The following is a 14390-nucleotide window of genomic DNA, read 5'->3' as shown; positions in this document are numbered from 1 at the left end:
ATATCATGATGAGCTAAAAGCGAAATATATTGTGCTATAATTATGCTATATTAAGCTTAAAGGAGGGATAATTATGCTTTTAAACATCCTGTATTACATTATTATAATTAATGAAATTTTGGCATTGATTACAGTCTTTAGAGAAGAACGTGATATTGCTGCAACATGGGCATGGTTATTAGTGCTTTCATTCCTACCTGTGCTGGGATTTTTGATTTATGCATTCGTCGGAAGAAAATTACCTAAAAAACGTTTATTCCGTTTCCAATACAAAGACAATAAATTGATGTATGACATCTTAAAAGAACAGAGCAAGATACATAACAATCCGAAAAAAATCAGGGCTGATGAGGTCTCGTACTCATACAGAACGCTTGTTAAGTTGTTCAAAACATCAGACGTTACCGATTTATCTAGAAGAAACCACGTTAAGGTCTTCACCGAAGGTAATCACTTATTTGATTGCATTATTTCTGATATTAAAAACGCCAAAAGTTCAATTAACATCGAATTTTATACCTTCTACGATGACAGAATTGGTCATCGCGTCTTAAAAGAATTAATTAAAAAGGCCAAAGAAGGAGTTAAAATCCACGTTATCTACGATAGTTGGGGTTCAATGGGAAACAAGCACCATTTCTTCGACCCATTGCGTGAAGCCGGTGGATTTGTAGAACCATTCCTACACACCCACTCAGCTGTAATGGACTTCCGTTTGAACTTTAGAGATCACAGAAAAATTGTGGTTATCGACGGTAAGTACGGATACATCGGTGGTTTTAACATCGGTGACCAATACCTAGGTCGTAAGAAGAAATTTGGTAACTGGCGTGATACTCATTTGAGAATTGCCGGGTCAGCCGTTCATCATTTACAAGCCCAATTCATCTTGGACTGGAATGTTACCGACATGGAACACAAGATTGATGTTGAAGAAACTAAGGGCTTCTACTTCCCTAAGGTATATCAAGAAGGTTCTACCAATATCCAAGTGGTCTCAAGTGGTCCTAACTCTGATTTACAACAAATTAAATTGGGTTACATCAAGATGATACAAAATGCCAAGAACTACTGCTGGATTCAATCACCATATTTGATTCCAGACGATAGTGCCTTAGACGCCATTAGAACAGCTGCTATGTCAGGTGTCGATATCAGAATCATGGTGCCATGCATGCCCGATCATCCATTTGTATACCGTGCAACTCAGTATTATGCAAAACAATTATCAAAATATGGTGTCAAAATTTACTTCTACGAAGATGGATTTATTCACGCCAAGACCGTCTTGGTCGATGGTAAAATTGCGTCCGTTGGTTCCGCCAACATGGACTTTAGAAGTTTCAAATTAAACTTCGAAATTAACGCGTTTATCTACGACGAAGGTTTGGCTGAACAATTACACTCAATCTACGTTAACGACATTAGAAGCAGTAAATTAATGACCTATGCGGACTTTGAAAAACAATCACGTTGGTTGAAATTCAAACAAGTATTCAGTCGTTTATTCTCACCAATTCTATAAACTAAAAAAATCCCACATTTCGTGGGATTTTTTGTTTACATCCAGTTCCATGGATTGTCACGCCACTTACGTAGCACGACTAATTCATCGTCTGAAATGCTGTTTTCTGCTTTGGCTTGTTCAATAATTGTGGAGTAGTTGGTTAGTGTATCGAATTCGATACCAGCTTCCTTGAAGTTCTTGGTGCTGTCGGGAAGTTCGTATGAGAAGATGGCCACGACACCAATCACGTTGTAACCTTCGTTCTTAAGTGCTTGCGCAGCGTTTAAAACGCTCTTTCCGGTAGAAAGTAAGTCATCAATTAAAACGATTGGGGCGTTTTCGTCGATGCTTCCTTCCATTTGTTTACCACGACCGTGATCCTTTGGTTTTGAACGCACATAAATCATTGGGAGGTCCATCTTGTCGGAGACGATGGCAGCATGGGGGATTCCGGCGGTTGCGACACCACCGATTACTTTGACTTCGGGAAACTTGTTGCGGATTAATTCGGCTAAACCGTCCGCGATGTGGGTACGGACTTCTGGGAAACTAATTGTGATTCTGTTGTCGGTGTAGATTGGTGCCTTGATACCAGATGCCCATGTGAATGGTTCATTGGGTGATAGGGTGACTGCGTTAATTTTTAAAAGGTCTGAAGCGATTAATTGGTTAGTATTCATTATTTGATTCCTCCATTAACTGCGTTGTAGATGTCTTTATATGTTTGAACCGGATTGTCTGATTGGGTGATGCTTCTACCCACAACGATTCCGCTGGTGTTTAATTCAAAAGCCATTGTTGGTGTCACGACTCTCTTTTGGTCATCAACACCGTTGTTGGGAAGGCGAATTCCGGGATTGATGCATTTGAAGTCTTCAGAAACCACTTGATGAATCAGGTCGTTTTCTAGTGCCGAGGAGATAACGCCGTCGGCACCGCTTTGACTGGCCATTTTAGCTAAGTGGGATACCGATTTGGCCATTGAAACGGGGACTAATTCTTCATCATGGAGTTGTTCTTCCGATGTCGATGTTAGTTGCGTCACTGCCAGTAGTTGTGGTGCGTCGACTCCGGCTTGTTTAGCACCTTCGTTTAAACCACGTCTGGCAGCCTTAATCATTTCGCTTCCGCCAAGTGAATGAACAGTAGTGAATTGAACATTCAATTGGCCGATTTGTTTGGCAGCTTGTAGTACGGTGTGTGGAATATCATGTAGTTTTAAATCCAAAAAGACATCGATATCTTGATCGCGAAGCGCTTCGATAATGCTTGAACCCTCACGGTAGAATAGCTCCATTCCTACCTTTACCGCCAATGGTTTAACGTCCTTAAATGGCTCTAAAAATTTTAAAGCAGTGGGTGCATCGACAAAATCTAGTGCAATGAATACTGGTTTCATACGTTTCCCTCCAACAAAAAAGTCGTATAGCCTTAGAGACTATACGACAAATTAGGTTTCATTTATTCCGTTCGTCGATTTACTAGCCTCTCTGGACTAATTTAAAATCATATGTTGATTACAATATACGCCTTTCTTTAAATAAAGCAACCTAAAAATGGAACTTGCATTAGAAAAAATTAAAGAGTATAGTTTTATAAAATATCTAAAACAGATATTTCAAAAAAATAAGGAACGACAGTGAGCGTTCATTTTGGAGGAATTGAATAATGGAAAACACGCAAGACCACACTTCAACGACTAAGGCTCAAAAATGGGTTTTAGCATCGACATCGATTGGACAAATGCTAGAAAGCATGGATATCTCATTCATCTCATTTGCAATGTCTTCAATCATTATCGGTTTACACATTAGTACTGCAGCTGCTGGAATGCTTTCAACAGTTACTACTTTTGGATCGTTGTTGGGTGGTATTTTATTTGGTCTTTTAGCTGACCGTTTCGGTCGAGTACGTATTTTGACCTATACCATCTTCATTTTCGCCATCTCAACTGCCGGAATTATGTTCGCCCAGAATTTTATTACTTTTGCTATTTTACGTTTTTGTGTCGGCCTAGGTGCCGGGGGTGAATATGGTTCAGGTGTTGCCATGGTGGCTGAATCATTCAAGAAAAAGCAATTAGGGAAATCAGTGTCAATCACCACAATCGGTGGTCAAGTTGGATCAATGATGGCAGCCGTATTAGCCGCAATCATGATTCCAGCATTCGGTTGGCGTTCACTTTTCCTAATCGGAATTATTCCAATCTTCTTTGCCTTCATCATTAGAAAGAACCTAAACGAAAGCCAGGATTTCATTGATACAATGGAAACAGGCAAGCGTCCTAAGGTTTCTGTAAAGAAATTATTCGCAACACCAAGATTGGCATACCAAACTATCGCATTAATCGTGATGGTAATTGTGCAAATCGCCGGATACTACGGTCTAATTAACTGGTTACCTTCAATCATGCAAAAGAAACTTGGTTTAAGTGTTGCCGGTTCATCACTATGGACAATCGTTACGATCATCGGTATGAGTGCCGGGATGTTAACTTTCGGGACCATCCTAGATAAGATTGGACCTAGAAAGGCCTTTGGATTATTCCTATTAGTTGCTTCTGTAGCGGTATACGGAATTACATTCTCATTCAATGGTTTCACATTGCTACTAGCATCAACCGTACTAGGTTTCTTCTCAAACGGTATGTATGGTGGATACGGTGCCATCATCAGTCGTCTATACCCAACCGAAGTTCGTTCCACTGCAAACAACTTCATCATGGGATTCGGACGTGCAATCGGTGGATTCTCACCAGCCATTATCGGTTTATTGATGGAAAGCCATTCATTACTAGTAATCATGGCAATGCTATCAGTACTATACCTAATCAGTTTTATCACTATGATGACTATTCCTGCATTGAAGGGTCTAGCAACGCAAGACTAAGCTTTTAGTCTGACGAATTAGGTTTTACATGTAATAATAATATATAAACTAAAAACCTCCCGTGCCGGGAGGTTTTATTGTACATAATTAAGGGGGAATTTTAATGTTATACGGACTTGGTATTTTAGCCGGATTGGTCTTACCCATTCAGACCTCGGTCAATACAAACTTGAAGAATCGAGCTGGTGGATCACCATTTCTAGCTTCAATGCTATCGTTTACGATTGGAACCATCGCGTTACTTTTCGCAACTTTGTTGAGTGGTCAATCACTATTCTTTTCTAGTCACTTGTTTACAAGCCAGCCGGCATGGATTTGGTTGGGCGGATTGTTTGGTGTCATCGGTTTAACCACTAACGTTTTAATTTTCCCTTACCTAGGGGCGGTGCAAACGGTGATTATGCCACTTACCGGTCAAATCATCATGGGGATGATTATCGATAACTTCTCATTATTTGACGCTAGCCACCATGCGTTTACCATCATTAGATTAGTGGGAGTAATCCTACTAGTTGTTGGTATCTTGATGGTTGTTCTAGATAAAAAGAGCAGTGATGGTGCCGATAAGGCCAAACAATTACCTTGGCAGATTCTAGGAATCGTGGCAGGGATGTTTCAAGCATCTCAAGCGCCGGTTAATGGTCACTTGGGAGTGGTGCTTCACTCACCAATCCATGCGGCCTTTATCTCATTTTTAGTCGGTACCATCATCTTATTTGTGATTACCGGACTAGTTGATCGTTCTTACGTTCATGCCAAAGATGCGATTGGAAAGGGCAATCCTTGGTGGATTTGGCTCGGTGGTATCTTGGGTGCCATCTTCGTTTTATCAAACGCATTCCTAAGTCCACAAATCGGAGCCGGAACTACCGTTGTTTTAGTCCTATTGGGTAACTTATTCGGAAGTGTAATGGTCGACAAATACGGCCTATTGAATTCACCGAAAAAACCGGTTGGCATTCTGAAATACATTGGTTTAGTCGTGATGTTGATTGCTGTTGCGATTATCAAATTGTATTAAAAAAAGAGACCTCCCCCGAGGTCTCTTTTTTATATGAATAAATCAATGATTATTTTCGCAATGAATATACCTACGAAAAAGGAAACTTCAAACACGAGAAGGTTTCCCTGATATTGCCAATCCGTTAATGGATAGAATTTTTTATTAGATTCGTAGAAAATGATTAGTGACAATATGACCGCAATTACACCATATATGATTTCAAATAGGTTTGCGCCTTCAGGATCAAGTAACACGTATTGGGTTAAATCACCCAGTAATAATAAAATGGCCCCAGTTTCGAAGCCGATTAAAGCCATGTTGATTAACTGAGATAAACGTTGCTTTTTCATTTAAACATAGAACTCCCATAAATTATTATTTTAGGCTATTGATAACTTGCGTCAGTATAACCTTACCCAGAGATCCGCCTATTAATATTGATACATCGTAGACTGCGAAATGTAGTAGGTAGTGAAAGTTAGATCCTAATGGGTAGACCATAATTATTCTAAGGAACATGTATATGATTAGAAGGCCAATTGCAACCATTAATATAATGGATAGGCCAAAGTATATATATGAAGATTTGATAAAATCAATCTGCCATGAATAGAGAATTGTTAAGGCTAGTTCGGACATAAAACCAAGAACAATCCCAGTGATAGCTATGTTGATTAATCGTTTCTTTGTCTTTTTATCCACTATATTCCCCCCCTTATTAGAACCTTTATGTAACGGGTCTAATTATAGTTTAAGAGAAATACATTTATATCTCATTATTTGAAAATTATATAAAATTTTAAAATAGTAAAGAGAAATTAATAAAACAAGACATTTTTGCGATGGTTATAGTCAATTATTATTATGATTGAGTGAACGTTAATATGAATAATCTGCAAAGTTCACCGCCAAATACGATCATAACGTCATACAAAATAAACGTTGTGAAATAAGCTCTAATAGGCCATTTTTCGTCATTTTTTACGATTCCTAAATAAGAAAACACAAAAATGACACAACAAATAGAAAGACCCAATAGAGAAAAGAATACGTTTATAGTAGATGATGTAATCATCTTAGTTGTCCATTGAGAAAAAATGGTTAAAAACATTTCCGATAAAAAACCTAATAATATGCCAACTAAAATTAGAGATACTAGTCGTATCTTAGTTGATTTCTTCATGAATTACATTTTCCTCCAAGTTTTTATTTAATATGTATTTTCTAACTAAAAATTATTATAACTAAAAAAAGAAAAAAAGTTATAAATGTTGTCTTATAAACGTTTTGAGCACAAAAAAAGTGCCTAAATTTAGACACAATGTATATTTTTTATCTAATTAAAATACTTATCGAGTGATTTTGCGACATCTTTTGCAACGTGTTCTTGGTAAGTAGAACTTTGAATATATGGAAGATCGTGTGAGCTATCCATGAATCCCATTTCGCATAAGATTGCCGGACGTTTGTTTTCACGTAAGACGTAGTAGTCACCAAATGAGACCCCGCGATTTGAGACGGGGAGGTTGTCTAAACCGTCTGCGACTTGGTTGGCTACCTTGACCGCATTCTTGTGGTAGTTGTAGATACCATAACCGTTGGCTTTTCCGTATCCGTTATCGGAATTGAAGTGGAAACTGACGAAGAGGTCGGCATGATAATCACTGGCCATATCTGTTCGTTTTTTCAATGTCACGTAAGTATCGTCGGTACGAGTCATAACGACATTCACGTGTTTTTTTCTCAATTCTGCTGCGACTTTTTTAGCAGTTTGTAAGGTATATGTCTTTTCCATGTACTTTTGGTTGGCTGAAAGGGTACCAGAATCGCCACCTCCGTGGCCAGGATCGATAATGATTGTCTTTTGGGCTAACTTGTCGCCGGTTTTGACGTCGTAGTCATCGACACTGACCAACCATGATGGTACCCAACCCTTTTGGCCGTTATATTTGGTGTACCACCAGTTATTTTTCGACTTGATGATACTCAAATGACGACCATGTGGAATTGTTTCGACAACTTTTGATTCGTCATTGGGTTGTTCACGTAGATATAAAGTAGTGGCATCAACCTTAGGTAATGATAAAAATCTGGCTAATTCGATTATTAAAATTACTAAGAGGATAAAAGTTACGACACCGCGGTAAATCAGCTTGCTGTTTGGTGTTTCCCTGAATCTAGTTATAAAACGATTAACCAAATTATCACCCCGATTGTATTATGTATGTTAAAATCAGTTATATAACAAAAATTAATATATATCAGATGTTTGATTGTTTTCATAATCCGACTACAATGATATATAAATAATTGAGACAGTGAGGATTAATGATGAGTACAGAATCCAATTTAATCTTATCAGTACGCGATTTAGACGTATCTGTTAAGAACCGTAAATTAATTAACGATTTGTCTTTTGATATCTTCGCCAAGACCTTAACCTGCGTTACCGGTGAAAATGGTGTTGGGAAAACAACATTAATAAAGACTATTTTAAAACAATTTAATAAAAATGAACACGTTCAATCCAAAATCAAACGATCAGATATGCAATACATTCCGCAATTGAGAAATATTGATGATGACTATCCATTGACCGTCTTTGATTTTATCGGATTAGGTTTACAACATTCAATATTGCCATGGTTGAGCAAAAAAGAAAAACAAAGTGTCCAAAAAGTTATCGAAATGACCAAGTTACAAGATTTGGCCAACACACCTTTGGGTAGCTGTTCCGGTGGGGAACAACAACGTGTCTACTTGGCTCAAGCATTGGTATCACAACCCAAGTTACTAATCTTGGATGAAAGTACTGCCAGTTTGGATAAGGAAGCCAAATTCATGCTATTAGACGTGGTTAAAAGCGTCATCAATGAAACTGGCGCTGCCGTATTATTCATCACCCACGATCCGGTTTTAGTACAACAATATGGTGACTATGACCTAAATATTGCCAATCAAACCGGCACCATTAAACCAGTGAAGGAGGCCCAATAATGTTAGAAATGTTAAGTTATCCATTCATGCAATATGCCTTCGTCGCTAGTTTCTTCATTTCCATTCTATGTGGATTGATGGGAGTATTTGTGGTTGCTAGAAAGACTGCTTTCTTCACTCACACACTTTCCGAAATTAGTTTCTCAGGGGCATCATTTGGTGTCTTCTTGGGAACCAACCCAATCTTAGGGATGCTATTATTCACCGTATTAAGTTCATTGATGATTGGTACCGTTGGTTCAAGGGTAAGCCGTCGTGAATCATCAATCAGTGTCTTCTCGGTATTCTTCATTGGGCTAGGAATTTTATTCCTATCATTGGCTGATACCCAATCCAGTTATGCTACCAACATCCTATTCGGTAGTATCGTCGGAATTAGTTACGGCAATGTACAAACCTTGGTGGGATTAAGTATCGCCATCATCGTAATCACCACTTTGATTTACAGAAAACTAAAATATAACTCATTTGATAATGTTGGTGCTAGTTTTAACTCCCGTGCCAACACCTTAGTATCAGTGATTTTCTTGATTCTACTTGCATGTACTGTCAGTGTGACAGCACAAATCGTCGGATCACTTTTAATCTTTGCGCTATTGACCATTCCAGCCTCATCAGCACGCTACTTCGTGCATAGTATCTGGTCAATGACCATTTTGACATTTATCTTTTCTTTAATTGGAACTTGGTTTGGTCTATACTTAAGCTTTGTAACGAACCTACCAGTGAGTTTCTTTATCGCTACGATTGAAACAATCATTTATATTATTGCGGTAATCTATGATAAAGTAACAAGAATTTAATACAAACTTTATTAACGTAACACTAATGTTTTGTTATACTGTTCTCAAATAGTTTTTTAAGGAGATGTCCTACATTATGAAAGCATGGAAGAAGATTTTACCTGCAGTTGCAGTTTTAGGATTAGTTTTAACTGCTTGTGGACAAAAGAAAAGCGACAATAGTGATGCATCAAGTTCAACTTCAACTACTCAAACTAGCAAGATGAGCTCATCATCATCAAGCAATGACAAAATTGCAAACAAATTAGGCAATGAAAAGCTACCACAAAGCAATGGTTTGGACTCAAACCAAAGCGTAAATGCTAAGTTGGACGGAAACAAGACCAACTTTACAATTAGCTACTTAAACAATGGGTCAACATACGCTACCTACACTAAGCATACTTATGAAAGTGATTCAGCTGCAATGCAACAAGTTGGCTACCAAGCTGCTGCAAATGTTGCTGGTCTACCATCAGTTAACTTAGGTTACAACGTTGTTGGTCACTCAGATAAGGGTGCCGGACAAGAATACATTCAAGCAAACTTTGGTAACTGGTCACTACTAACACACGGTAGTAACTTCGGTAAGTACAAGGGTGCCGCAACTACTAAGGGTAAGACCGTAGTAAACTACATCCAAAACCACAACCTACCAGTTCCAGAAAGCAAGGGTAGCATTACCGCTGAAATCGATGGTTCAGCAACTATTACTTGGCAAATGGGTAATGACGTTTACTCAATTAAAGCTAACTCTCTAAACACAGCATTAGAAATGGTAACTTCACTTAAGTAAATGCATTAAAAAAACCAGGTTATTTTGACCTGGTTTTATTGTGACAAAAAATATTCGAAATGAAGGTATTGGAAAATGTATGATTCTAAAAAAATAAAACATTTATTATTTTCCGCGGCGTTAGGATCAACAATGGCCTTATCTTTGAATGGTATCAAGTCTCACGCTGATACAACTCAATCATTTAAACCATACACACCAGTGGCCTATGATATTTCTGAATTTCAGGGGCAATTAAATGATCAACAAGTAATGAATTTAAAGAATGAAGTTAAATTCGTTGTTTTAAGAATTCAAGATGGTCAATATCATGATCAACAGGTAAATAATAATATCAGCTTGATGGACAAGTATGGCATTCCATACGGTGTATACAGCTACAGTAGATACACCAATTCCGCTCAAGCCCAAGAAGAAGCACAACGTCTACATTTACTAGCCCCAAACGCTAGATTCTATGTGAACGACTTTGAAACTGGTTTTACCAACACATCCGATCAAAATGCGGTAAGTTGGGCAAACGCAATGAAACAACTCACCAAACAACCGGTTATCTTGTACAGTTCACAATCAATCTTGGATCAATTCCAACAAAGTACTTTGAATGCTTACAGTGCGGTATGGTTGGCTAATTACACCAACTACACTCCAAATCCAAAGTACAACTATGATTTGTGGCAATACACTGACAAATACCAAAGTAAGGCGCTAGGTGAAGCCCTAGATGCCGACACTATTCCGGTTGGTGGTCGTAAGTTGGCATTCTGGACTACCGAAAAGACTGCTAACGGTCACAAGCGTACTGTTGCCAAGACAGGAACCGCTAGACACATCAAAAAACATGCTACAGCCAATGTTTTACATAAGGCCGCTAAGATACAAGTGATTACTAAGACTACCTCTGCAAAGGCTAAAAAGGTCCAATATACACCACTTGTTAATAAAGTGAGTCATCATACTAGGAAGCATGTAAAACGTGCATATCGCATAAAAAAACAAGCTACAAAGAAGATTGCAACTACTAACAATGCTTACCAATATTCCGGTGCCACTACCAAAAAGGTGAACCACAAGAAGGTTTACAAGAAGCACGCTAAAAAGCATAGTAAGTACACTTACAAGCTAAACCATGCTACAAAGAAACGTATTGCAAAAAAACATGCTAAGAAGTACAAGAAGCATACTAAGAAGAAATATACTTACAAGTTAGCTAAGAAGAAGATTCGTAAGCATGCTAAGTACACTTACGCAAAGAAGCTTAGTTACCACGTTAAGAAGAACCTAAAGCACAAGAAGCTACATCATTCTTATAAAACTAAGAAGCATAACAAGGCTAAACGACACTACAAATACAGTGTGAAGAAAATTCATCATAAACATACCAAGAAAATGGTTTATCGTGCAGCCTAAAATAAAAACGTCTGATCGAAACGATTAGGCGTTTTTTTGTTGTATTAATTTTCTTCTTCGTATACAATGATGACCAATGGTCAATTTAGAAAAAGGAGACAATCATGAATATTAAAACTGCTGATGAAAAGCTACAAAAACAAGCATTGATTGCAGAAACTGCACTCAAGATGTTTGAAGAAAATGATTTTTATGATATCTCCATCAACGCGATTGCGCAAAGAAGCCACGTCGCGAAGGGAACGGTTTTTAACTACTTCAAGACCAAGGAAAATATATTCATGCACCTACTTTTGGTGGGATATCAGGATTTCTTTTTACAAACACTAAACCAATTACAACAAGCCAAGTTAACAACCTTAGATGAACTAAAATCGTTTCTACTAACTAACACCAAGGATTTAATCGAAAACCATTTAACATTAATTAAGTTAAACGCATTGCGCGGACCCGTTTTAGAGGGGAAGGCATCTAGGGAAGAGACGATTGAAGGTCGCAAGAAGCTATATGAAGTCCATGAACAACTAGCGCAATTCATTCACGATGCATTTCCATCAATCGATGTCAAAACTGCCAATAAAATCTTCATTATTCAAAGCAGCATTGCCAGTGGATTGATTAATTTATCGAATTTGGATTCGTTCAATCAAGAACCAATTCCTGGAAATATGGATGACTTCAAGGTTAGTATCCTAAACGACTCAATGGAAACTTTCGACTTTTATCTAACAGGGTTACTTGGTAAATAAAGGAGTAACTATGATGAAACAAGCAAATATTCGCAACTTCTCGATTGTTGCCCACATCGACCATGGAAAATCGACGTTGTCAGATCAAATCATGAAGATGACTGACACCTTTAGTTTTCGTGGTAATGAAGAACAGGTCTTAGACGACATGAAGGTTGAACAAGACCACGGGGTAACCGTTCGCTCAAGAACCGTCCGTAATATTTATCGTGCCAATGACGGTCAAGAATACGAATTAAACTTAATTGATACACCGGGGCACGTCGACTTTAACTACGAGGTTGAAAAGAGTGTGTCAGCCAGTGACGGGGTTATTTTGTTGGTGGATGCGACCAAGGGTGTCCAAGCTCAGACGGTTGCCAACTATCGGATTGCTAAAAACAACAACCTAGTGATTATTCCGGTTATCAATAAGGTCGACAACCAAAGCGCCCAAGTCGATATGTGTGAACAACAACTTTACGAACTAGACGAATCATTTTTAGAACACGACATTATCCATATCTCAGCCAAAACCGGTTTGAATGTCGATCAAGTCCTAGAGGCAATCGTCAACCGCATTCCAAGCCCCAAGGGTGACGAAACCAAACCATTAAAGGCGATGATATTTGATTCTCACTACGATTCATATCAAGGAGTCGTCGCATACGTGAAAATCATTGATGGTGTGATTAAGGTAAACGATAAACTAATGTCGATGAACCAAAAGGTGAAGTTTGAAACCCCAGAATTGGGAATCTTCAGCCCACAATTACTACCATTAAAGGAATTGAAGTCGGGTGACATCGGTTATGTCATCACAGGAATCAAGGACCCAGCCGATGTGCGTGTGGGTGACACCATCACCAGTCAATCTCGTCAAACCAAGCAGGCGGTGGCTGGATATCAACCGGCTCATAGTGTTGTCTTTGCGGGAATTTATCCCAAGGATGCCGATTTTGATGATTTAAAAGTAGCGATGGAAAAGTTGAAACTAAACGATTCCTCGATTGAATTCGTTGAACACGTCTCAAATTCACTGGGTCCGGGTTATCGATGTGGATTTTTGGGGATGTTTCATCTTCAAATTGTCCGCGAACGATTAATTAATGAGTTTGGGATGTCCGTGATTATCACTTCACCAAACGTTAACTATCGCTATACTACTAATAATGATGCGACATTGAAGACGATTAATAATCCGTCTGATTTACCGGACTTTTCGGTCTTAAAGACAATTGAAGAACCCTTCAATAAGGTTGTCATTGAAACACCGAGCGAGACGGTTAACGACGTGATGACACTACTAAGTAAGAGTCGTGGAGTCCTATTGGACATGGATAACACGGATCAATTGGTGAAGATGACTTATAGTGTTCCGTTAGCCGAAATCGCGTTTAACTTCTTCAATCAATTGAAGTCAATTACCCACGGTTTTGCGACCTACGATAGTCAATTCATGGAGTATGTCGAATCTGATATCGTTAAAATCACAATTGATGTGAACTATGCGCCGGTGGATGAACTAACCTTTATCGTTCACCGCTTGAGTGCTGAAAAATTGGCTCAAGAAATCGTTCATAAACTAAAATATGTAATTCCCCGCAAACTATATCCAATGCCTGTACAGGGATATATTGAGGGAAGAGTGGTGGCCAGAGTCGATGTACCACCATTGAGAAAAAATGCGGCAGTTAGTGGCGACAAGAAGAGTGTTTCAAAGAAACAAGCGCTATTGCGTCGTCAAAGTTTGAATAAACGAAAGAGTGCTAGTGAAGCCATTCAACTACCACAATCGGTATTCGATTCCATCTTAAATATTGAATAAAAAAAGCACCCAAGCATAAGCTTGGGTGCTTTTTATGATCGAAAGATATTATTTTACAATTTGGCAAAATTCGATCTTTTCGTGATTAGGACCTTGAATGTTGAAGAAACGGATTCCGTTGTCCCAGAAAGTTGGGATTGATTGGATTTCGTCGTCTAAAACATCGAAGCCTTGTTCTTTAGCGGCTGCGAATGCTTTATCAACATCAGTACAGTTCATTGAAATATGGTTGATAGCACCATTTTCCATTGCAACTGGATCGCCTTCCCATGTTTCAACGGTTAGGTTACCGTATCTCATGAAGGCACAACGGTTTTCACCATTGTGGAATAAACCAGCTTGGTCAAAACCAAGTGATTTGTAGAATTCGATTGTTTTATCTAAGTCTTTTGATGGGATACCTACGTGTTGTAGACCATCAAAGTAATCGTATAAAGCCATAATTTAAGC

Annotated in this window: 15 protein-coding genes; 9 read left to right on the top strand and 6 right to left on the bottom strand. The window is 38.5% G+C overall.

Annotation, left to right across the window (positions count from 1 at the left end):
- Positions 1–73: 73 nt before the first annotated feature.
- A complete protein-coding gene (gene cls / locus RZ55_RS06780) occupies positions 74–1525 on the top strand; it encodes a cardiolipin synthase (protein WP_034530920.1) in 1452 nt (483 codons plus the stop codon).
- A 35-nt stretch (positions 1526–1560) separates the two neighbouring features.
- Here cls and pyrE read toward each other — a convergent pair whose 3' ends face one another.
- A complete protein-coding gene (pyrE, locus tag RZ55_RS06775; protein WP_057176077.1) occupies positions 1561–2187 on the bottom strand; it encodes an orotate phosphoribosyltransferase in 627 nt (208 codons plus the stop codon).
- Positions 2187–2906, bottom strand: a complete 720-nt coding sequence (pyrF, locus tag RZ55_RS06770) for an orotidine-5'-phosphate decarboxylase (RefSeq protein WP_057176076.1) — start codon at positions 2904–2906, stop codon at positions 2187–2189. The genes pyrE and pyrF overlap by 1 nt, the downstream gene beginning before the upstream one ends.
- Before the next feature lie 269 nt (positions 2907–3175).
- Between pyrF and RZ55_RS06765 the strand changes: the two genes are divergently transcribed.
- Both RZ55_RS06765 and RZ55_RS06760 read left to right on the top strand, forming a co-directional pair.
- Positions 3176–4396: an MFS transporter gene (locus RZ55_RS06765; RefSeq protein WP_057176075.1), complete on the top strand. Its 1221-nt coding sequence runs from the start codon at positions 3176–3178 to the stop codon at positions 4394–4396.
- A gap of 103 nt (positions 4397–4499) precedes the next feature.
- A complete protein-coding gene (locus RZ55_RS06760) occupies positions 4500–5417 on the top strand; it encodes a DMT family transporter (protein ID WP_057176074.1) in 918 nt (305 codons plus the stop codon).
- A gap of 29 nt (positions 5418–5446) precedes the next feature.
- Here RZ55_RS06760 and RZ55_RS06755 read toward each other — a convergent pair whose 3' ends face one another.
- From RZ55_RS06755 to RZ55_RS06740, 3 genes are all read right to left on the bottom strand, one after another.
- Complete coding sequence (locus RZ55_RS06755) at positions 5447–5749, bottom strand: hypothetical protein (protein WP_034532367.1); 303 nt, start codon at positions 5747–5749, stop codon at positions 5447–5449.
- Positions 5750–6261: 512 nt separating this feature from the next.
- On the bottom strand, positions 6262–6582 hold the full coding sequence (locus RZ55_RS06745; RefSeq protein WP_034532363.1) for a hypothetical protein: 321 nt from the start codon (positions 6580–6582) through the stop codon (positions 6262–6264).
- A 153-nt stretch (positions 6583–6735) separates the two neighbouring features.
- The gene (locus tag RZ55_RS06740) at positions 6736–7599 is read right to left on the bottom strand and encodes an N-acetylmuramoyl-L-alanine amidase (RefSeq protein ID WP_081034540.1); all 864 of its coding nucleotides are present in this window, start codon (positions 7597–7599) and stop codon (positions 6736–6738) included.
- A gap of 131 nt (positions 7600–7730) precedes the next feature.
- Here RZ55_RS06740 and RZ55_RS06735 point away from each other — a divergent pair, with 131 nt between their 5' ends.
- From RZ55_RS06735 to lepA, 6 genes are all read left to right on the top strand, one after another.
- Positions 7731–8396 (top strand): metal ABC transporter ATP-binding protein, encoded by a 666-nt coding sequence (locus RZ55_RS06735; RefSeq protein WP_057176073.1) that lies wholly within the window; start codon positions 7731–7733, stop codon positions 8394–8396.
- Positions 8397–8404: 8 nt separating this feature from the next.
- On the top strand, positions 8405–9199 hold the full coding sequence (locus RZ55_RS06730) for a metal ABC transporter permease (protein ID WP_057176105.1): 795 nt from the start codon (positions 8405–8407) through the stop codon (positions 9197–9199).
- A gap of 76 nt (positions 9200–9275) precedes the next feature.
- Positions 9276–9974, top strand: a complete 699-nt coding sequence (locus RZ55_RS06725) for a hypothetical protein (protein WP_053793120.1) — start codon at positions 9276–9278, stop codon at positions 9972–9974.
- 132 nt (positions 9975–10106) lie between these two features.
- A complete protein-coding gene (locus RZ55_RS06720; RefSeq protein WP_171823266.1) occupies positions 10107–11384 on the top strand; it encodes a GH25 family lysozyme in 1278 nt (425 codons plus the stop codon).
- A 104-nt stretch (positions 11385–11488) separates the two neighbouring features.
- On the top strand, positions 11489–12133 hold the full coding sequence (locus tag RZ55_RS06715) for a TetR/AcrR family transcriptional regulator (protein WP_057176071.1): 645 nt from the start codon (positions 11489–11491) through the stop codon (positions 12131–12133).
- Positions 12134–12146: 13 nt separating this feature from the next.
- Positions 12147–13940, top strand: a complete 1794-nt coding sequence (gene lepA / locus RZ55_RS06710; protein ID WP_057176070.1) for a translation elongation factor 4 — start codon at positions 12147–12149, stop codon at positions 13938–13940.
- Positions 13941–13988: 48 nt separating this feature from the next.
- Here the strand turns inward: lepA and RZ55_RS06705 are convergent, their stop codons facing one another.
- On the bottom strand, positions 13989–14381 hold the full coding sequence (locus RZ55_RS06705) for a VOC family protein (protein ID WP_057176069.1): 393 nt from the start codon (positions 14379–14381) through the stop codon (positions 13989–13991).
- Positions 14382–14390: the final 9 nt, after the last annotated feature.

The organism is Apilactobacillus kunkeei, assembly GCF_001421115.1.
GTDB classification, from domain to species: domain Bacteria; phylum Bacillota; class Bacilli; order Lactobacillales; family Lactobacillaceae; genus Apilactobacillus; species Apilactobacillus kunkeei_F.
Note: the sequence above shows the minus strand (reverse complement) of the source record. Positions and strands in the feature narration are given on the sequence as shown.